Raw genomic sequence first — 20260 nt, forward strand, 5'->3', positions numbered from 1 at the left:
AGGTAAATCATCGTGAAAACTCGCATCTCAAGCATGTGCCGCGCCGGTGGAGCCGTGGCTTCTGCACTCTTGCTCGGCTCGTTGATGGCAGGTCCCGCCGCAGCGGCCAGGCCACCGCTCGGCACCCAAGGCTCCGTGCAGTCCGCCGTTCACCAGAACCAGAATGGCAAGCGCTCCCCCGTCCGGCAAGCAACCGGAGAACTTGCGGTCCAGCTGGATCCATCTTCGCTTCAGGCAGTGCCGATTTCTGGCGGCAACCGGTGCCAGTTCACTGTTAACGTCGTACTCCACCTCACCGGCACCGCAGTAGGCGCGGCTTCGGGCACCACCGTCGCCAAAATTGATGCGCCGTGCGCCGACGCATTGGCCATGCCTCCGGGGACCTTTTCCGACACGTTCAAGTTCACCGGTGGATTCGAAGGAACCATCGACGGCTTCCCGAGCGCCGCCCGGGTTACCTACGCCGGAGTCACCCGAGCCGGTGGAGCCGTATCGGCATCGCTGTTCTTGAAGGACGGTCCGTCGATGCTTGCCTGTGTCCAAGCCCAGGCTGGCGGGCAGGGCACGTATTCGGGACTCCTGCTGCCGGGACATCACCGGGCGGGCAGGTAGTTCGGAGAACCTGCGTGAGGTCGAACCTACACTGCAATGCACCGCGCGGGTTCGCCAACGTGCCGAGAAATGACACGGGGCCGCCCAGCCATTGGAATGGCTGGGCGGCCCCGTGGAAGCGCTGAGTGCTTACCAGCCGCGCTCTGCCAGGCGGTGAGGCACAGGCACGTCGGTCACGTTGATGCCGACCATGGCTTCACCCAGGCCGCGGGAGATCTTGGCCAGCTCATCCGGGTTGTCGAAGAAGGTGGTGGCCTTCACGATGGCTTCGGCACGCTGTACCGGGTTGCCCGACTTGAAGATGCCCGATCCAACGAACACGCCGTCTGCGCCCAGCTGCATCATCATGGCAGCGTCGGCAGGGGTTGCGATGCCACCTGCGGTGAACAGCACGACCGGGAGCTTGCCGGTGGAGGCAACTTCCTTGACGAGCTCGTAAGGAGCCTGCAGTTCCTTGGCGGCAACGTACAGTTCGTCCTCCGGCAGTGCGGAGAGCTTGGCGATTTCGGCGCGGATCTTGCGCATGTGTCCGGTGGCGTTGGAGACATCGCCGGTGCCGGCTTCACCCTTGGAGCGGATCATGGCGGCACCCTCGTTGATGCGGCGCAGGGCCTCACCCAGGTTGGTGGCTCCGCAGACGAAAGGCACGGTGAAAGGCTGCTTGTCAATGTGGTTCTCGTAGTCGGCTGGCGAGAGCACCTCGGACTCGTCGATGTAGTCGACACCCAGCGACTGGAGGATCTGCGCCTCGACGAAGTGGCCGATGCGGGCCTTGGCCATCACCGGGATCGACACCTCGGCAATGATGCCGTCGATCATGTCCGGATCGCTCATGCGGGACACCCCGCCCTGGGCGCGGATGTCGGCAGGAACCCGCTCCAGCGCCATGACAGCGACCGCGCCGGCATCTTCGGCGATACGAGCCTGCTCCGGGGTGACCACGTCCATGATGACGCCGCCCTTGAGCATTTCAGCCATGCCGCGCTTGACGCGGTCCGAACCGATAATTGGGTTCTGGGAGTTCGAAGACATGGGGGAACTGGTTCCTTTCGATACTGCATAAAAAATGCCGCCTGACACCCGAGGTTCTACCGTGGAATTCGGGGAGCGGCGAGGTCGTACACATTCATCGTAGGATCCATGAAGTTCATTACCTCCTGTGTTGCGTAACATTGTTACGATAGGAGACTTATCCATTGGATCCACTTTTCTCCGTAACAAACGAGAATTCGGATCACTACTGGTCAGCTAGAGTTTCCACGGAGTTGTTAAGTCCAGCATGTGAACTAGCTGACTTGTCACTTGAGCCTGCAATGTCGTTGAACCAACTGCCACATCTCTTGATGAGCCAACGTCGATCGATTCGATGACAATGAACCGCGCCCCATTCGCTGAGCCATGCAAGGCCGGGGCCTGATCGCACGCTACAGGAACTGCCTGCACGTGCTCACGGCGTATCCCGGTCTGCGGGATTCGATCGCCGCATTGCCCGCGGGGCATTCTCAACCGCAAAGGAAGCGCCGTCCCGGGAACCAGCTGTCGCGCTTGCGCGACATTAAGGTTCCCGGGACGGCGGAAGGCGCCCATGACAATTAGGACGTCGTGGCGGCCATGACCTGCGCAATCCATCGCTTGGCGGCCGCCGGATCGTCGGCGCACACTGCATGGGCTCCAATGGCCAGGGCCTTAAGCACATCGTCCGGGCCCCGCAGCGGCCACAGCGTCGGAAGATATCCGCGCCGGTGCAGTTCCTGTACGGCTGCGTCACGCACCGCATCGACATTCAGGTGCACAAAGGCCGCCCCGTTGTCCTCGAGCAGGGCGAAGAGCGAGTCGAGGTCCTCGGTCAAGGCGGTGGTCCCGCCGAGAATGAAACCGCGTGGAATCTGCGGGCAGAGGTTCTTGGCCTGCACCAGTGCTTCATGGTTGAAGCTGGTGAACTGCAGGCGCCCATGGTCCTGGGGTCGGGCATTGAGGATCGCAGCCGCCGCCGGCACCACACGTGGATCCTTGATTTCGATTTGGATCGATGTTGTGGTGGCATCCAGTGCCTCGGTGAGCGTGGGAATTCCCAGCCACTCCCCCAAATCGACGCCCCGAAGTTGTTCCAGGGTCAGGGTCGAGACATCGACGCCGGAGAGGCTGCCTGGTACGGGGGCGACACGGTCGATGGTCGCATCATGCAGGATGAAGACGTGTCCATCGGCCGAAAGCCTGATATCCAATTCAATCTCCGCAACACCGAGCTCTTCGGCATAGCGGTAGGATTCCAGCGTGTTTTCCGGACGATGCGCCATCGCGCCTCGGTGCCCGACAATTCGCGGTCTGGTGTTCTCATTCATCGCTAGGCAACCTTTTCTTCGTAGGTGGAACGAATCTTCTCCGCTTCGGCGCGCAGTTTCTCCGCCACCGGCTTGACCAGCTCTTCCGGCGACACGTTCGAGGTGTAGTTCTTCTGGACCATCTGCTTGAGCTCCGAAATGGCGGAGGTGACGTAGCGGCGTACGTCGTCGGGGCCCGAGGCAATCTGGAGCTGGTCCACTGCGACCCGGTAGTTCGGGTTCTTGCCCATCAGGTCGGTGACGAGCTTGGAGCTGGTTGCCCCCTTGGTGACCGGCAGGTATCCGGTTCCGACGGTCCACTGGGCGGAGATTTCATCGCTGGCCAGAAACCGCAGCACCTCGACGGCGTCGGCCTTGCGTTCATCACTGATCTGGCGCATGACAGAGAGGCCGCCACCACCGGTCGGCGTTCCAGCACCTGCCGGACCCTTCGGCATGAACCCTGTGCCCACATCAAACTTGGCGGCTTTGGTGACGCTGGTGAGCCCGCCGGTGGACTGGGTCACGGTGGCGCATTGGCCATTGCTGAAGTCGTTGACGAAGCTCTGCGCCAGGTACATGCTCTTGTCCTCGTGGACCAGCTGGCGTTCGAAGTCCACCGCCGCCATCGACTCGGCGCTGTCCAGGGTCACGTCCAGCCCCTTGGATATCGATCCCCCGAAGGCCCAGAGCAGGCCGCTGAAGTACCAGTCATCGGTGCCGGTCAGCGCGCGCATCTTCATCGTGTTGCCCTTGAACTTCACCCCCGTGATTTCCTTGCCCCAGCTGCGGAATTCATCCCAGGTATCCGGGGCGCGATCAGGCAGGCCCACGCTGGCGAAAAGGTCGCGGTTGTAGTAGAACAGCGGGGTCGACCGCGCGAACGGAACCCAATAGGATTCTTCGCGCACGGTGCCTTCCTTGTAGAAATTCTCCGTGTAGACCGCCGGACCAAAGCCCGAATCGTGGTATTTGTTCAGCGGCTCCAAGGCATCGGAGAGGAAGTAGCGGTTCCAGTGGATGTCCGAAAGCACGGCAAGATCCGGGATTTGCTTGGCCCTCAGGCCTGCAGTGAGCTTTTCGCCGACACCGTCATAGCCATCGAATTGCTGGACTTCTGCGTAGATCGCCGTCTGCGATTCGTTGAATTTCTTGATCAGGTCGGCGAACATCTTTCCGTTGTCGCCTCCCCACGAGCTCCAGATCACGACATTGCGTCGTCCCGAGAAACCTGCGGGAACCTTGGTCGCAGGCTGCGAGAATGCTCCCGCTGACGAGTTGCCGCAGGCGGCCAGCGCAGGAATCGCCAAGGCGGTGAGCCCGAGTGCGCCCAGGAAGCTTCGGCGCGACGAGGATTTGTTCAGGGTGCTGGCAAGAGGGTTGTTCTGCATGGAAATGTCCTTTTGGATTGCGATGGGAGGTGGAAGGAATTCGTTCGGGTCATAAACCGGTTAGCGGCGAACCGCGGCACCGGCCATGCCGTTGATGATGTACTTCTGGGCGAAGAGGAAAAGCAGCAGCATGGGCAGCACGATCATGAGCGTGGCGGCCATGATCATGCCCCAGTCATCCAGGCCCTCGGTTTGCTTGAGGAACATCAGGCCGATTGGCATAGTGCGCATGTCCAGGGTGTTGGTCACCAGCAGCGGCCAGATGAAGTCGTTCCATTCGTCGATGACCGCGATCAGTGCCACGGTGATCACGGCCGGCTTGGACATCGGCAGCACAAATGACCACAGCTTGCGCAGGTGGCCGGCCCCGTCGAGCTCGGCTGCCTCCAGCACCTCTTTAGGCAGCCCCATGAAGTGCTGGCGCAGCAGGAAGGTCCCGAAAGCCGAGCCGAGGCCTGGGAGGATAATGCCCGCGTACGTGTTGATCAGGCCCAGATTGCTGATGGTCGAGTAGTTCAGCAGCAAGGTGACATGCCCGGGGACCATGAGCGCCCCGAGCACAGCCAGGAACAACCATTTCTTGCCGGGAAACGGCAGGAAGGCGAATGCATAGGCTGTCAATGCGGCAAGTGCCACCTTGACGGTAGCCCCGATGGTGGTGACGAGCAGCGAATTCATGAAGAATTGCTCGAAGGGAGCCGCCGCCAAAGCCGCCGAGAAGTTCTCGGTGGTTGGCTCGCTGGGCCAAGGGGTGAATGGCCACTGGTAGATCTCGTCGTTGGGCTTGAATGCCGCCAAAACCATCCAGTAGGCGGGAATCAGGAACACCAGCGCAACCAGCCCGAGCAACAGGTAGCTGGTGATCTTGGTCGGCCGGAACCTGGCGGTAGGGCGCGGTGCAGGGCTTGGCACCGGGGCGGCTGTGCCGTGGCTGCGGGAAGCAAGGGTGCTCATGAGTAGTGCACCTTTCGTTCAGCGAATCGCATCTGCACCGCGGTAACCAGGAGCAGGATCACGAACATGAATACCGAGGAAGCCGCGGCGGACCCGATATTGAATTCCTGGAATCCCTGCTCGTAGATGTACCAGCTCAGAGTCGTGGTGGAACCGGCCGGGCCGCCGCTGGTCATCATCGCGATCAGGTCGAACGCCTGGAAAGCTCCGATGATTTGCGTAACGCACAGGAAAAAAGTTGTCGGTGTCAGCAGCGGCCAGACGATCTTTGTAAACGTCTTCCAGCGACCCGCCCCATCCAATTGCGCCGCTTCAATGACATCGCGGGGAATCGATTGGAGTGCTGCAAGATAGACGATGGCGACGAAGCCCGCGCCTTTCCACACGGCCACGATGATCAGTGCTCCCAACGCCATGTCCGGATCGGTCGTCCAATGCGGAGAGTCCATGCCGATGGAGTTGAACAGCAATCGCGACAGGCCGTAATTGGGATCGAAGATGAACAACCAGACCGCAGCCACGGCCGCACCGGAAATGACGTGCGGGGTAAAGGCCAACGTTGATACGGCTTTGCCGCCTCGGGCTCCCCCGTTGAACAGCAATGCCATGCCCAGCCCGAAGATGAGGCTGGAACCGACCACGGCCACCACCCAAATCAGGGTTCGGCGCATGACGTCAATGAAACCTGGATCGCTGAAAAGCGCGGTGTAGTTGTCCAAGCCGATGAAATTCGGCATTGGGGAGATCATGTCCCAGTCGGTCAGGCTCAGGGCAAAATTTCCCAGAATGGGCCAGTAGGCGAATACCCCGATCAAAAGCAGGTTGGGGAAGGCGAAGAGCGCAAACAATACATACTGCCGGCGGTTGCCGGATTTCGTCTGAGCGGACTCTGGAGCCGGCCCAGGGACCGTTGGGCGGATAGCCGCGGTCGCGCCAGTGGGTGGCGCTGTTCTTTCGGTTTCGAGAACCGTCATTCTCATGCCTCTCAAATTTCACATGACTTCTTGAGATTTCACGTACTCGAGAACGATAGTTTCACCAGCTTCAAACCCGGTCAACTTGATTGACGCCTGCTTGAAATCTCACATTTCGCTTTTCTCATTCCTCTGGAATTCGCGTATTCACAAGGTTCTTCGGCGGTCCTCACCACGCTTCGCCAGCAGAATCCACCGGCACGACAAATGGGCGACAGGGAAACTTCAAGTGAAGTTCACCAAGGGTTCATAACTGCTTTTAAGTTAAATCACTAGATGAGGTAAGTTGTTATAAATCCCTGAAAGGCGGACCATGAGCACACCAAAAACCAGCACTCGCCCCCAGCGGCTTGAAGAGATTCTGCAGCTGCTTCTTGACGACGAAAAGAGCTCGGCCCAATCCCTGGCGGCGCGCTTTGACGTCTCCGTGATGACCATCCATCGAGACCTGGACGAGCTGCAGCGGCGGGGAATGGTGCGCAAGTTCCACGGAGGCGTTTCTGTGGCGCGCACCGGAAATCATGAGATTGCCGCCTCGCTGCGACGGAATATTGCCACGGAGAACAAGCAGCGGCTCGCCGAGTGCGCCGCGGGACTACTGCATCCGGGGCAGTCGCTCTTTCTTGATGACTCAACCACCGTGGCATTCATGGCCCAGGCCGTCGCCGGGATCGAGGGGCTGGGCATCTCGACGAATTACCTGCCCTTGATCAATACCCTGGCAGAATCCGGCGCAGCGGAGGTTCGTGCTATCGGCGGCGCCTACAACCACAGCCACGAGTCGTTTCTCGGGTTGGCCGCCGTGCGGGCGGTGGAAGAATTACGCGTTGATGTCGCGTTCGTTTCCACGAGCACCGCCGACGCCGACGGCTTCTACCACCAGGAGGAAGCGATCGTCGAATTGAAGATGGCGATGCTGCGCTCCGCCCGGCGCAGGGTGCTGCTGATGGATTCGAGCAAGCTCGGGCAAAGCTCCATGCACCGGCTTGGCGGATGGGAGCACGTCGACGATCTGATCACCGACATGCAGGCGCCGGGCGATTTCCTCGGCCAGTTGAAGGCGCTGGGGGTACGGGTGCATGTGGCTCCGAACGCGCCGGAAGGAGCTGCCCGATGAAGCAGAAGCTTCCCAGCGCGGTGCTGTGGGACATGGACGGCACGCTGGTCGACACCGAACCGTACTGGTTCCTGGCGCAACGCGAACTGTTGGGCCGATACTCGATCAAGTGGACCCAGGAACAGGCGCATGCCCTGGTGGGCAGCGCGCTGCCGGACTCGGCGGCCTTCTTCCGGGAGCTCGGGGTGCCGCTGCCGGCGGACGAGCTGATCGGAACCCTGATCGGCGAGGTGGCGGCCCGCACCCGCGCCGATATCCCCTGGCGGCCCGGTGCCAGGCAGCTATTGCAGGAGCTGAACTCCTTGGGTGTTCCCTGCGCCTTGGTCACGATGAGCCGCGGGCCGCTGGCCCAGGTGCTGCTCGATGCGCTGCCGCCGCAGACTTTCGACGTGGTGGTGACCGGTGAAATGGTGCGCCGCGGGAAACCCGATCCGGAGCCATACCTGCTGGCCGTGCAGCGGCTGCGCCGGATGCACGGCATGCCGCCCGAGGCGGCCCGGGCCATGGTTGCCGTCGAGGATTCGCGGCCCGGGGTGCGCTCGGCCCTCGCGGCCGGCCTGTGCACCGTGGGGGTGCCCAACATGGTGCCGCTGGAAGCCAGCGCGGGGCTGGCGCGGTGGGACAGCCTGGCCGGCCGGTCGGCCGCCCAGCTCGGTGAACTGGTGGGTCGGCCGGTCCTGGCCGGTTAGTTCGCCAGCACGTCGCGGCGGTTGAACCGGCCCATGCCGGCGGCGCCGAGCACCAGCGAAATCAGCAGCAGCACCGCCAGCGGCGCCCAGCTGAAGTCTTCGGCTGGCATCCTCGGGATCGCCCCGAACGGGGTGGCGCGGATGACGTCTTCCGAGAGCGAGAACAATCCGCCGAACATCGCGGCCATCACCGAAATGCCGTAGGCAGCCCAGGCGATCGCGGTGGTGAAGCGCGGCACGTAGCCGAAGGCCAGCAGCTGCAGACCCAGCAGGGACAGCACCGCCGGCCAGAAGGCCAGGCAGGCGCCCGCCAGCAGCGCCGGCGCGGCCGATCCCTGGGAGGCCGCCCCGGTGAGGTAGCCGCCGAGCAGCAGGATCACCCCCGAGCCGAGGACCGCGATCAGCAGGTGCGCCCCGAGCCAGGTGCCGCGGGCCAGCGAGCCTGCCAGCTGCTGCTCCAGCCGGCCGCTTTCCTCCTCGCTGCGCGCCGCGCCCAGGCACTGGATCGCGAAGGCGCCGGCCAGCAGCGCGTTGAACAGCACGAAGATGCCCAGTACCCCGTCGAGCATGCTGTGCCCGGTGCCCACGAAGTTGCGGGCGAAGGGGTTCTCCGGATCCAGCAGCGAGCTCATGGCCTGCGCGACGGACCCGAAGAACAGTCCCGAGACGGCGGCGCCGAGAAACCAGCCGATCAGCGAGGAGCGCTGCAGGCGCAGCGCCAGTCCCAGCGCGGTGGTGGTGAAGCTTCCGGCCGCGGCCGGGCCCCGCCGTTCGGGCAGCAGCCCGGCCCTCAGATCGCGGGTGCTTTCCAGGCGCAGCGCGAGCAGGCAGCCGGCCAGCCCCAGGCTCGCCAGCGCCAGCAACGGCCACCAGTTGTCCTCGCCGAAGGCGCGCATATTCTGCGCCCAGCCGATGGGCGAGAACCAGCTGGCCGCGCTGGGGTTGACGCCCTCGGCCTGCAGGTCGGCGGCGGCGCGGATGAAGTAGAACAGCCCGATCAGCGCCACGCCCAGCGAGTTCGCCCCGCGGCTGGTGGAGGCCAGCTGGCCGCAAATCGCGGCCAGGCCGATGAAGGCCAAGCCGGTGCCGGCGATAGAGGCGCCCATGACCCAGCTGCCCGTCGCGGGCAGCTCCACCGACAGGCACAGCAGGCTGATCAGCAGGCCGGTGGCCAGGCACAGCGCTGCGGACACCAGGTAGTTGGCGCTCGGGTAGGCGTGGCGCCCCAGCGCGGTGGAGCGCAGCAGTTCGGTGCGCCCGGCTTCCTCGTCGGCCCGGCCATTGCGGGTGACCAGGAAAACCACGGCGAAGGCCAGGGCCACGGCCAACGTCATCCAGATCTTGATGACCAGGATACCGCCCAGCGAACCGGCCGCGTAGGGCAGGCCGGTCATGGCGGCCACCGCCGGGGTGTTGGCGACCTGCGCGTAGGCGTCGCGCGCGGCCTGCGTGGGGAATGCCTGCTGCTGCGAGTCGTAGACCACCGGGATCATCGAGGCCAGCACGAGGGCCCAGATGGCCAGGCGAAGCCAGTTGCGGCGCAGGATGAACAGCGCCGCGGTGCCGACCCCGGTCAGGGTGCCGGTGCCGCGTGCCGCGGCGGCATGGCGCTGGGCGTGCTCGGCCGGTGTGCGGCGGCGGGCGGTGCCGGTGCTCATCACCGCTCACCTCCGCGGGCCGACACCGGCAGGGCCGGGTCCTCGGAGTAGTGGCGCAGGAACAGGTCTTCCAGCGACGGTGGGGCGCTGACGAGGTTGCGCGGGGAATGGGCGGCCAGCGCGGCCAGCACCCCCGGCAGCAGGTCCGGGTCCACGCTGAAGCTCGCGGTGGCTCCCGACAGCTGCAGCTCCTCGATGCCCGGCACCCCGGCCAGCTCTGCCGGGTTGCCGGCGACCTCCACGGTGACCTGGGTGCGCTGCAGGTGGCGCAGCTCGGCCAGGCGGCCGGATTCCACGGTCCGCCCGTCGCGGATGATCGTGACGGTCTCGCAGAGCTTTTCCACCTCGGCGAAGATGTGGCTGGAAAGCAGCACGCTGCGCCCCTGCGCGGCGGCCTCGCGAATGCAGGAGGTGAAGACCTGCTCCATCAGCGGGTCCAGGCCAGAGGTCGGTTCGTCGAGCAGCAGCAGCTCGGCCCGGGACGACAGGGCGGCGACCAGGGCGACCTTCTGCCGGTTGCCCTTGGAATAGCTGCGGGCCTTCTTGGTGGGGTCGAGGTCGAAGAGGTCGAGCAGCTCGGCGCGGCGGCGCTCATCCACCTCGCCGTGCAGCTTGGACAGGATGCTGATCGCCTGGCCGCCGGTCAGGTTCGGCCAGAGGTTCACCTCGCCCGGGACGTAGGCCACGCGGCGGTGCAGCGCGACAGCATCCTGCCAGGGGTCGGCGCCGAGCATCCGCGCGGTTCCCCCGTCGGCCTTGAGCAGGCCGAGCAGGATGCGGATGGTGGTGGATTTTCCCGAACCGTTCGGCCCCAGGAACCCGGCGACCTGGCCGGTCTCGACCCTCAGGTCCAAGCCGGACAGGGCGGCGGTGCGCCCGAAGTTCTTTGCCAGTCCGCTTACTTCAATGGCCGGGGCATTGCTGGCCATGGCCTGCTCCTTACCGGGATACGGTGTCTCCCGCGGGTCCCGCGGGCGGGATGCCTGCTGCGCCGGAGGCCAGGTACTCGTTGAGGTAGCCAGGGTCGGCGAACAGGCCTTCGGTGAAAAGTTCCAGGGTGGGCAGGGCAACGTGCGCGTAGTAGTCCTGCATCACGGTGGTGAAGTCTTCCGGATCCTGCGGCGGGTTCAGCGCGAAGTAGAGCACCAGCGCACCCAGTGACTGCAGGATCAGGAAGCGCGCCCGGGCCGGTTCATCGCGGCTCGGGACGATCAGGCCGCGGGACACGGCCTGGTCCAGCAGGACCAACGCCTCCTCGATCAGCTGTTCGGTGAATTGCCGGCCGGCCGGGGATCCTTCGCGCGCCGAGCGCAGGATGTAGAGCAGCAGCACCCCGCCCTCGCGCGAGCCGGGCAGCTGGTTGAATACCTGCTTCGGCTCTGCCTGCAGGGATTCTTCCTTCAGCCGGCGGTAGCGTTCAAGCACGGTGGCGTCGCACTCCGCGCGCAGCGCTTCCTTGGACCCGAAGTGGTGCCGCACCAGCCCGGCGCTGACCTCGGCCCGGGCGGCGATGGCCCGCAGGGATTCGTCGAATCCCTGCGCGGCGAAGGCCTCGATTGCGGCGTCGCGCAACCGGGCCCGGCCGGTCAGATCCTCCTGGGCTGTACTCACGTATAGGAGACTACTCCGGTGTATAGCCATTGGCAATGGGTTTTTTTCCCGGCATTGGCGGCCGCCTCCCGGCCCCGCCCGAACGGTGTCAGCACCCCGCCGCGGCGTGGGGCTGCGCGAGCGACATCCCGGCGGCGAGGAGGCGTTGTTCCGCGTCGTGGAGCACCAGTCCGGAGGGCAGCGCCCCGCCCCAGTACCAGTGGTGCGAGGCCGCCAGTCCCTGCAGGTTCGCCAGGTTGCGCTGGTGCAGCGCCCCGGGCCGTGCGGGGTAGCTTCCCAGCAGCAGGGTGCCGGATGCGAACCCGCGGCGCACCGTGGCTTCCAGGGTCAGCGCGGTGTGGTTCAGCGTGCCCAGATCCGGGCGGGCCACCACCACCAGCCCGGCGCCGAGCGCCAGCGCCAAATCCGCGATGGTCTGCCCGGCCGCCGTCAGCCCGACCAGCAGCCCCCCGGCGCCTTCGACGAGCACGGTGTCGCTGGATTCGGCCAGCTCGCGGATGCGTTCCAGATGGTCGCCCAGCAACGGCAGCTGCGCCACGGCGGCGGGCCCGCCCTCGACCAGCGCCGCGTCCACCGGCGCCATGGGTTCGCGCAGCCGGATGCCCTCGCGGACCTCCAGGCCCGCCGGGGACCCGAGCCAGGCGGCGATGTTCTGCGCGTCGCCGCGCTCCCCGGGCAGCACCCCGGTCTGGGTGGGTTTGTAGACCGCGACGCGCCGGCCCGCGGCGAGTTCGCGGGCGGCCAGGGCCGCGGTGGCGACGGTTTTTCCGACGTCGGTGTCGGTTCCGGTGATGGCGTAGATCATGGCAGGTTCCCTTCGGATGCGGTGCGTCTGGTGCGGACGGCGGCTGGGGCCTGGAAGGAGAGCAGGTGCTCCCAGTCCGGATGCCGGTCGGCCAGCTCCAGGTCTGGCAGCGCCGCGGCGGCGGCGCGCAGCACCACCTCGGTTTCCATGCGGGCCAGCCCGGCGCCCAGGCAGCGGTGCAGCCCGTAGCCGAACACCAGAGAATCGTCCTGCGCCTCGGCCAGGGCTCCCCCGGACAGGCGCAGCACCAGCTCCTCGCCCGCGGCGAAGCGTTGGCCGCCCACCTCCGCGTTGGTCCGGGCGATGCGCCGCCAGGTCGGCACGGAGGAGGCCTGCAGGAGCACCTGCGCCATCACCTGGGCGCTGGCCGCTTCGCCGCCTTCCGGCCGCGCACAGGCGGACCAGCTCCCGTCGTGCAGGGCGCTGAACAGGGTTCCCTGGATGAGCATGGCGGTGGTTTCCTGCCCGGCGATGCCCAGGAAATAGGCCAGGGAAACGATCCGCCTGGTATCCACTCCCGCGCGGTGCAGCGCGGCGTAGAGGTTGCCGTCCCCGCGTTCCAGCGCCTGGTCGACCGTGCCGCGCAGCCAGGCGTGGTATTCGACCGCGCTGCGGGCCAGCTCCAGCTGGCGCTGCGCGTCCGGCCAGCCCCAGAACAGCTCCAGCGAGTCCCGGCTCCAGCGCTTGAGCCGGTCCATGGGCGGCAGCGGGGTGCCGGTCAGCCTGGCCATGACCTCCGGCGGGATGACGGCGGCCAGCTCGTCGGCCAGGTCCAGCTCCGCCCCGGTGCGGTAGCCAGGCTGCAGCGCCCGGCAGAGCTGGCCGGTGCGCCGGGCGATGAATTCGGCCTGGGCGGCGACCTTGGCGGGGCTGAAGAAACCGGCGACCACCCGGCGCACGGCCAGGTGCTCGGGTCCGGAGGCGCTGGCCAGCACCGGCGGCAGCGCAAAGCGCCCGCGGGCCAGCAGGCGCAGCGTGGCCGGGGCCAGGTCGACCGCGGCATGCAGCGCGTTGGCCGGGGTGAAGTCTTCGGCGCGGCGCAGGATCTCGCGGACGATCGCCGGGTTCTCGATGCTGCGGTAGCGGTCGGCGATTACCGGCGGGAAGACCTGTTCCAGCGGCCGGGCCAGCGGCGCGGAAGCCGCCACCGGGAGGGTTCCGGCGTAGGGGCAGCTCATGATTCGACCTCCTTGATGGTGCGGGCCACCGTCTCCAGGACGGCGGCGAGGGTGTCGGGGTGATGGTGCGCGTGGGCGGTCAGGCGCAGCCGGGAGATGCCGTCGGGCACGCTGGGCGGCCGGAAGCAATTGACCGCGCAGCCGCGTTCGCGCAGCAGCGCCGCGGCCGCGGCGGCCTGGCCGGGGGTGCGCATGCGCACCGACTGCACGGCTCCGGCCGCGGGGTCGATGCGGCCGGCCAGCCGCGCGTGGGCGGCCAGAGTGTCGCGGATCAGCCGGGTGTTCGCCGCCAGCGCGGCGATGCGCTCGGTGGTGGCCAGGTCCAGCGCCGCCCGCGCCCCGGCCGCGGCGGCCGGGGCCAGCGCGGTGTCGAAGATGAAGGTGCGGGCGGTGTTCAGCAGGTGCTCGCGCCACAGCTGCGCCTGCGGCCCGCCGAGCAGCACCACGCCGCCCTGGGCGCCCAGCGCCTTGGACAGGGTGGCGGTCGCCAGCACGTGGCCTGCCTGTTCCAACCCGGCGGCGCGCACCGCGGATCCGCCGGGCACCGCGGCCAGCGAGTGCGCCTCGTCCACCAGCAGCAGCGCGCCGTACTGCGCGCACAGGGCGGCGGCCCGTTCCAGCGGCGCCGCGTCGCCGAGCACCGAATAGATCGATTCGAGCACCAGCACCACCCGCGGCTTCGGGGCCGGCGCGTCGCGGTTGGCGCGCAGCAGGGCTTCGGCGGCGGCCAGGTTGTTGTGTTCGAAGCTGTGCCAGGCGGCGCCGGAGAGCTTGGCCCCGTCGATCAGGCTGGCGTGGGCGTGGGCGTCGAGCAGGAACAGGCTGCCCGGCCCGCCCAGCGCGCCGAGCACCCCGAGGTTCGCGGTGTAGCCGCTGGAGAAGACCAGCGCCTGCGCGCGGCCGGTGTAGTCGCACAGCGCGGTTTCCAGTTCGCGGTGGATGCCCCAAGTGCCGGAGGCGACCCGGCTGGCACTGGCGCCGGCTCCCACCGTGCACAGGGCGTTGATGGCCGCGGTGCGCACCAGCGGGTGCGCGCTCAGGCCCAGGTAGTCGTTGGAGGCCAGGTCGTAGAGGTCGGCGCGGGCGCTGTCGGCGCGCTGCATGTCCCGCTTGGCGCGCACCGCCGCCCGGCCGCGCAGCCACCCGTCCCACGCCGTCGCGGCGGGCGCCGCCGTCAGCTCACTCACCGTGCACCTCGGCGACCGCCGCGGTGAGGGCCGATCCCAGGGTCCGCAGCTGGTCCTCGGTGCAGATGTAGGGCGGCATGACGTAGACCAGGTCGCGGAAGGGGCGCACCCAGGCGCCGCGCTGGACCGCGGCGCGGGTCACCGCAGCCACCTGCACCGGTGCCTGCAGCTGGATCACCCCGACCCCGCCGAGCACACGCACCTGGCGCACGCCGGGCAGCGCCCGGGTGCCGGCCAGCGAACTGCTCAGCCCGCGTTCAAGCCGGGCGACCTGGGCTTGCCAGGGGGCCTGCCCGGGGGCGGTGCCGGCCGGCCCGGCGAGCAGGTCCAGCGAGGCGCAGGCCACCGCGCAGGCCAGCGGGTTGCCCATGAAGGTGGGCCCGTGCAGCAGCGCGGAGCCGGCGGTTCCGGCGCCCGAATCCAGCGCCGCGGCGACCGCTGCGGTGCAGAGCATCGCGGCCAGGGAGAGGTAGCCGCCGGTCAGCGCCTTGCCCACGCACATGATGTCCGGCTCGATGCCGGCGTGCTGCGCGGCGAACAGCTTGCCGGTGCGGCCGAAGCCGGTGGCGATCTCGTCGAGGATCAGCAGCATCCGGTGCTCGTCGGCGATCTCGCGCAGCACCTGCAGCACCCGCGGCGGGTAGATGAACATGCCGCCGGCGCCCTGCAGCAGCGGCTCGCAGATGATCCCGGCCAGCGTCCCGGCGTGCTGCGCGGCCATCCGGCGGGCCCGGGTCTCCCAGAGCTGGAGCTCGTCCTCGTCGTAGATCCAGTCCCCGGCGATGGTGCGTTCGGCGGCCGGCGGGCGGGGCAGGAACAGCTGTTCGCGCGCCAGCGGGGCGAAGGCCGCGTGCATGCCGTCCACCGGGTCGCAGACGCTCATGGCGGCGAAGGTGTCGCCGTGGTAGCCGCCGCGCAGCGCCAGGAAGCGGCGGCGTTCGGGGCGGCCGCAGGCGTCCTGGTACTGCAGGGCCAGCTTCAGCGCGACCTCCACGCTGATGGATCCGGAGTCGGCCAGGAACACGTGGCGCAGGCCCTCAGGGGCCAGTTCCACCAGCCGTTCGGCCAGCTCGATGGCCGGCTGGTGGGTCAGCCCGCCGAACATCACGTGGCTGAAGGCGTCAATCTGGGCATGCGCGGCGGCATCCAGCGCCGGGTTGCGGTAGCCGTGCACCATGGACCACCAGGAGGCCATGCCGTCGATGACCCGGTGCTCGGCGCCCTGCGCGTCGCGCAGCGTGAGCTCGGCCCCGCCGGCCGCGGTGACCGCGTAGTGCGCCCCGGCATCCAGCGGCGCGTACGGGTGCCAGAGCAGCCCTGCATCCCGGGTCAGAAGGTCGGTGGCGGTTTTCATGCGTTCGGGCCCTGCTGGGTTCCGGCACCGCGGCGGCGCAGCACCGGTTCGCGCGCGGCGCTGGGCCCGCAGCCGGCGGCGGCGCTGCCGCAGCCGGGTGCGTCGGCGGAAGCGGACGGGCCGCAGCCGGTGCCGCAGCCGCTGGCGCAGCCCCCGGCCGGGGCTTGCTCCTCGTGGGCCGCGGCCGCGTGCGCGGCTTCGCGCAGGCGGCGGGCGACGTCTGCGGGGCTGGAGGCTTCCTGGCCCAGGACCACGAAGCCGGCGTCGGCGATCATGTCCAGGTCCTTGGCCGCGCCCTGGCCTTCGCTGGTGAGGTAGTCGCCCAGGAAGATGGAATTGGCGACCTCCAGCGCGGTGGACTGCAGCGAGCGCAGGTGCATCTCGCGGCCGCCGGCGATGCGCAGCTCCTTGTCCGGGCAGGCCAGCCGCACCAGGGCCAGGATGCGCAGGCAGGCCAGCGGGGTGAGCAGCCAGGTGCCCTCCATGGGGGTGCCGTCGAAGGGCATCAGGAAGTTGACCGGGATGGACTCCGAGCCCAGCTCGCGCAGCGCGAAGACGGCTTCGACGAGCTGCTCGGGCGTTTCGCCCAGGCCCACGATGAGCCCGGAGCAGGAGGACAGCCCGGCGGACTGGGCCTGCTGCACGGTGTCCACCCGGTCCTGGTAGCTGTGCGAGGTGCAGATCTCCGGGTAGAGCGATTCGGAGGTGTTCAGGTTGTGGTTGTAGGCATCCGCCCCGGCGTCCTTCAGCCGGGCGGCCTGCCCGTCCTTCAGGATGCCCAGGCAGGCGCAGACCTCCACCTGCGGGTGCTCGCCCTTGAGCTGTTCCACCATGGTGGCCACGCGGTCCACGTCCCGGTCGGTGGGGCCCTTGCCGGAGGCGACCATGCAGACCCGCGAGGCGCCGCCGGCGATGCCGTAGCCGGCCTGGGCGACGGCCTCGTCAGGCTTGAGCCAGGTGTACTTCAGGATTTCGGCCTTCGAGCCCAGGCGCTGGGAGCAGTAGGTGCAGTCCTCCGGGCACAGCCCGGACTTCAGGTTGACCAGGTAGTTGACCTTGACGGTGTTGCCGAAGTGCTGGCGGCGCAGGGTGCCGGCGGCGCCGACCAGCGGCAGCGTGGCGAAGTCCGGGGTGGCCAGCACCGCCAGCGCCTCGGCTTCGGTGATCCGGTGTCCGGAGGCGATCCGGGCGGCGAGCTCGTCGGCGTCGAGGAGCGCGGGCTGGGCGGTTTCTGCGGCTGCGGTATCCAAGGTCATGGGGTGCCTTTCCAACGGGAGCACCGCGTCCGGATCCTGCCGGCGAGGAGAATGTTCTTCAGGCGCGGCATCCTTGAACGGTGTTCAATGTATGTTGATTACACACCGTACACCCTTGCGGGAGTTTTCTTGAACACCGTTCAACTATGTGTCCCGGGCGCCGCATGCGCCGAAAAGTCCCTGCAGCCGCCGGGAGGTTTCGAGGCGCCGCGGTGTCGCGCCGGATGGGCGACGTGCTGATTTCGGCTTGATTCCAGGGGATCACGCCCGCCGCGCAGCCATCCGCCGGGCACCTGTTCCGCCGCGCGGGGCACGCCCCGGCCGGCTGCGCGCACGCGCTTCAAAAGTGCTTCGTGTTTCGGGAGGCGATCACCCCTGAAGCCGCCGTCAATCACCGCGGAACGGCGTCCGGGCAGCAAAAAGCGCGCCGCGGCCCGGAAGGGAATTCCTTCCGGGCCGCGGCGCGCCCAAGCGGCGTACCGCCTCGGGGTGGTGCCCGGCCTATTCGACGTCCAGCCACGCCGTAGCGATGGCTTCGCGCACCTCGGACAGGGTCTGCGGAATCGCCTTGGTCTGGGCGATGATCGGGAAGAAGTTCCCGTCGCCGCTCCAGCGCGGCACCACGTGCTGGTGCAGGTGCGCGGCGATCCCGGCTCCCCCGGCTTCGCCCTGGTTCATGCCCAGGTTGAAGCCGGCGGGGTTGGACACCGCGCGCAGCACCCGCATCGACTTCTGCGCCAGGGCCGCCATTTCCGCGGTTTCCTCCAGCGTGATGTCGGTGTAGTTCGGCACGTGGCGGTACGGGCAGATCAGCAAGTGCCCCGGGTTGTAGGGGAACAAGTTCAGGATCACGAAGCAGGTTTCCCCGCGGTGCACGATCAGCGCCTCGCCGTCGGTGCGGCCCGGGCCGGCGCAGAAGGGGCAGCTCGCCTCGTCCTTGACCTGGTCCTGGCCGCCCTTGATGTAGGCCATCCGGTAGGGAGTCCACAAGCGTTGGAACGAGTCGGGCACGCCGGCGAGTTCGAAATCGTCGGTGACCTGTGCGTCCTGCGGATACTGCATGCTGGTGGACTCCCTTGTTGCGGTGTGCTTAGTTGTTGTTGTCGCGGCTCTTGATGGCGGTCACGATGCGGGCAACCGCCTCGTCGACCGGCACCTGGTTGTCCTGGCTGCCATCGCGGAAACGGAAGGAGACCGCGTTGGCTTCGGAATCCTCGCCGCCGGCGATGAGCACAAACGGGATCTTCTCCTTGGACGCATTGCGGATCTTCTTCGGGAAGCGATCCGAGGAGTCATCCAGCTCCACGCGTACGCCGGCGGCCTTGAGCTTCGCGACGACCTCGGCGAGGTAGTCGTTGAAGGCCTCGGCCACCGGAATGGCGCGGACCTGCACCGGGGCAAGCCAGGCCGGGAAGGCGCCGGCGTAGTGCTCGGTGAGCACACCCAGGAAGCGTTCGATCGACCCGAACTTGGCGGCGTGGATCATCACCGGCTCCTGGCGGGAGCCGTCGGCGGCCTGGTACTCCAGGCCGAAGCGTGCCGGCTGGTTGAAGTCGTACTGCACGGTGCCCATCTGCCAGGTGCGGCCGATGGCGTCCTTGGCCTGGACCGAGATCTTCGGGCCGTAGAACGCCGCGCCGCCCGGGTCGGCGACCAGCTCGACGCCGGTTTCGGTGGCCACGCGCTCCAGCACCGCGGTGGCTTCCGCCCACTGCTCGTCGGAGCCGATGAACTTGTCCGACTCCGGATCGCGGGTGGACAACTCCAGGTAGAAGTCGTCCAGGCCGAAGTCCTTGAGCAGGGACAGCATGAAGTTCAGCAGGTGCTCGACCTCGGCCGGGGCCTGCTCCTTGGTGACGTAGGAGTGCGAGTCGTCCTGGGCGAAGCCGCGCACGCGGGTCAGGCCGTGGACCACGCCGGACTTCTCGTAGCGGTAGACGTGGCCGAACTCGAACAGGCGCAGCGGCAGTTCGCGGTAGGAGCGTCCGCGGCCGCGGAAGATCAGGTTGTGCATCGGGCAGTTCATGGCCTTCAGGCGGTATTCCTGGCCCTGCTTGGTGATGTTGCCGTCTTCGTCGCGCTCTTCATCGATGTGCAGCGCCGGGAACATGGTGTCCGCGTAGTACGGCAGGTGGCCCGAGGTGTGGAACAGCCCGTCCTTGGAGATGTGCGGGGTGCCCACGTACTGGAAGCCTTCTTCCACGTGGCGGTCGCGCACGTAGTCTTCCATCTCGCGCTTGATGATGCCGCCCTTGGGGTGGAACACCGGCAGGCCCGAGCCCAGCTCGTCCGGGAAGGAGAACAGGTCCAGCTCGGCGCCCAGCTTGCGGTGGTCGCGGCGCTCGGCCTCGGCCAGGCGCTCCTGGTAGGCCTTCAGGTCTTCCTTGGTCGGCCAGGCGGTGCCGTAGATGCGCTGCAGCTGCTTGTTCTTTTCGCTGCCCAGCCAGTAGGCGGCGGCCGAACGGGTCAGCGAGAAGGCGTTCTTGATCAGCTTGGTGTTCGGCAGGTGCGGGCCGCGGCACAGGTCCTTCCAGACCGTTTCGCCGGACTTGCGGTCCACGTTGTCGTAAATGGTGGTTTCGCCGGCGGCGACCTCGACGGTCACGCCTTCGCCGGAGGTGTCGGCCGAATCGGCCTTGGCCAGCAGCTCGCACTTGTACGGCTCGTTGACCATCTCGGCCTTGGCCTCCTGGGGGGAGACCTCGCGGCGGGCGAAGAGCTGGTTCTGGTTGACGATCTTGAGCATCATCTTTTCCAGCTGCTTCAGGTCTTCGGGGGTGAACGGCTCGTCCACGTCGAAGTCGAAGTAGAAGCCGTCGGTGATGTACGGGCCGATGCCTAGCTTGGCATCGGGACGCAGCTGCTGCACCGCCTGGGCCATCACGTGGGCGGTCGAGTGGCGCAACACCTCCAGACCCTCGGGGTCGGCGATGGTTACCTGGGTGACAGTGGTTCCGGCTTCGAGTTCGCGGGACAGGTCTCGCAGTACGCCGTCGACGTGCATGACTACCACGTCTTTGTCCTTGGCGAAGAACTGCAAACCGGTCGTTCCCGCGTCCACCTGTACCTGCTCGCCGTCGATGGTGAGAGTCAGCTGCTCGCTCATGAGATCGGGTTCTACCTTTCAATCTGTGATGGCTTCATAGCTTGTGG

At 67.3% G+C, this 20260-nt stretch carries 18 protein-coding genes; 3 read left to right on the top strand and 15 right to left on the bottom strand.

Annotated elements, in window-relative coordinates; translation table 11 throughout:
• The first annotated feature begins 54 nt into the window (after positions 1-54).
• Positions 55-612 carry a hypothetical protein gene (locus tag IEY43_RS09240; RefSeq protein WP_188948316.1) on the top strand — a complete coding sequence of 186 codons (558 nt, stop codon included), beginning with the start codon at positions 55-57 and terminating at the stop codon, positions 610-612.
• Positions 613-741: 129 nt separating this feature from the next.
• Here IEY43_RS09240 and pdxS read toward each other — a convergent pair whose 3' ends face one another.
• The 5 genes from pdxS to IEY43_RS09265 all read right to left on the bottom strand — a co-directional run bounded on the left by pdxS (position 742) and on the right by IEY43_RS09265 (position 6252).
• Positions 742-1644: a pyridoxal 5'-phosphate synthase lyase subunit PdxS gene (gene pdxS, locus IEY43_RS09245; RefSeq protein WP_188948317.1), complete on the bottom strand. Its 903-nt coding sequence runs from the start codon at positions 1642-1644 to the stop codon at positions 742-744.
• Between the two features lie 560 nt (positions 1645-2204).
• A complete protein-coding gene (locus tag IEY43_RS09250; RefSeq protein WP_188948318.1) occupies positions 2205-2954 on the bottom strand; it encodes a glycerophosphodiester phosphodiesterase in 750 nt (249 codons plus the stop codon).
• Between the two features lie 2 nt (positions 2955-2956).
• Positions 2957-4324 carry an ABC transporter substrate-binding protein gene (locus tag IEY43_RS09255; protein WP_188948319.1) on the bottom strand — a complete coding sequence of 456 codons (1368 nt, stop codon included), beginning with the start codon at positions 4322-4324 and terminating at the stop codon, positions 2957-2959.
• 60 nt (positions 4325-4384) lie between these two features.
• Positions 4385-5278, bottom strand: a complete 894-nt coding sequence (locus IEY43_RS09260; protein ID WP_188948320.1) for a carbohydrate ABC transporter permease — start codon at positions 5276-5278, stop codon at positions 4385-4387.
• Positions 5275-6252: a carbohydrate ABC transporter permease gene (locus IEY43_RS09265; RefSeq protein ID WP_209550403.1), complete on the bottom strand. Its 978-nt coding sequence runs from the start codon at positions 6250-6252 to the stop codon at positions 5275-5277. The genes IEY43_RS09260 and IEY43_RS09265 overlap by 4 nt, the downstream gene beginning before the upstream one ends.
• A 313-nt stretch (positions 6253-6565) precedes the next feature.
• On the opposite strand from IEY43_RS09265, the gene IEY43_RS09270 reads away from it, so the two are divergent.
• Together IEY43_RS09270 and IEY43_RS09275 are read left to right on the top strand one after the other, a co-directional pair.
• Entirely contained in the window at positions 6566-7369 is an 804-nt protein-coding gene (locus IEY43_RS09270) for a DeoR/GlpR family DNA-binding transcription regulator (protein WP_209550404.1), read from the top strand.
• Positions 7366-8058: an HAD family hydrolase gene (locus IEY43_RS09275; protein ID WP_209550438.1), complete on the top strand. Its 693-nt coding sequence runs from the start codon at positions 7366-7368 to the stop codon at positions 8056-8058. The genes IEY43_RS09270 and IEY43_RS09275 overlap by 4 nt, the downstream gene beginning before the upstream one ends.
• Here the strand turns inward: IEY43_RS09275 and IEY43_RS09280 are convergent.
• The 10 genes from IEY43_RS09280 to thrS form a co-directional block, all read right to left on the bottom strand.
• Positions 8055-9716: an ABC transporter permease gene (locus tag IEY43_RS09280; protein WP_188948323.1), complete on the bottom strand. Its 1662-nt coding sequence runs from the start codon at positions 9714-9716 to the stop codon at positions 8055-8057. The genes IEY43_RS09275 and IEY43_RS09280 overlap by 4 nt on opposite strands.
• A complete protein-coding gene (locus IEY43_RS09285) occupies positions 9716-10645 on the bottom strand; it encodes an ABC transporter ATP-binding protein (RefSeq protein ID WP_188948324.1) in 930 nt (309 codons plus the stop codon). Before IEY43_RS09285 ends, IEY43_RS09280 begins: the two co-directional genes overlap by 1 nt.
• Before the next feature lie 10 nt (positions 10646-10655).
• A complete protein-coding gene (locus tag IEY43_RS09290; RefSeq protein WP_188948325.1) occupies positions 10656-11327 on the bottom strand; it encodes a TetR/AcrR family transcriptional regulator in 672 nt (223 codons plus the stop codon).
• An 88-nt stretch (positions 11328-11415) separates the two neighbouring features.
• A complete protein-coding gene (bioD, locus tag IEY43_RS09295) occupies positions 11416-12132 on the bottom strand; it encodes a dethiobiotin synthase (RefSeq protein WP_188948326.1) in 717 nt (238 codons plus the stop codon).
• Positions 12129-13310, bottom strand: a complete 1182-nt coding sequence (locus IEY43_RS09300) for a cytochrome P450 family protein (RefSeq protein ID WP_188948327.1) — start codon at positions 13308-13310, stop codon at positions 12129-12131. The genes bioD and IEY43_RS09300 overlap by 4 nt, the downstream gene beginning before the upstream one ends.
• Positions 13307-14497, bottom strand: a complete 1191-nt coding sequence (locus tag IEY43_RS09305; protein ID WP_229777339.1) for an aminotransferase class I/II-fold pyridoxal phosphate-dependent enzyme — start codon at positions 14495-14497, stop codon at positions 13307-13309. Before IEY43_RS09305 ends, IEY43_RS09300 begins: the two co-directional genes overlap by 4 nt.
• Positions 14490-15851, bottom strand: a complete 1362-nt coding sequence (gene bioA / locus IEY43_RS09310) for an adenosylmethionine--8-amino-7-oxononanoate transaminase (protein WP_188948328.1) — start codon at positions 15849-15851, stop codon at positions 14490-14492. Before bioA ends, IEY43_RS09305 begins: the two co-directional genes overlap by 8 nt.
• A complete protein-coding gene (bioB, locus tag IEY43_RS09315; RefSeq protein WP_188948329.1) occupies positions 15848-17107 on the bottom strand; it encodes a biotin synthase BioB in 1260 nt (419 codons plus the stop codon). The genes bioA and bioB overlap by 4 nt, the downstream gene beginning before the upstream one ends.
• A gap of 501 nt (positions 17108-17608) precedes the next feature.
• Positions 17609-18169, bottom strand: coding sequence for an HIT family protein (locus IEY43_RS09320; protein WP_188948330.1), 561 nt, complete (start codon positions 18167-18169; stop codon positions 17609-17611).
• A 28-nt stretch (positions 18170-18197) separates the two neighbouring features.
• Positions 18198-20213 (bottom strand): threonine--tRNA ligase, encoded by a 2016-nt coding sequence (gene thrS / locus IEY43_RS09325; protein WP_188948331.1) that lies wholly within the window; start codon positions 20211-20213, stop codon positions 18198-18200.
• Positions 20214-20260 lie beyond the last annotated feature (47 nt).

Source organism: Glutamicibacter protophormiae (assembly GCF_014647495.1).
Taxonomy (GTDB): Bacteria; Actinomycetota; Actinomycetes; order Actinomycetales; family Micrococcaceae; genus Glutamicibacter; species Glutamicibacter protophormiae.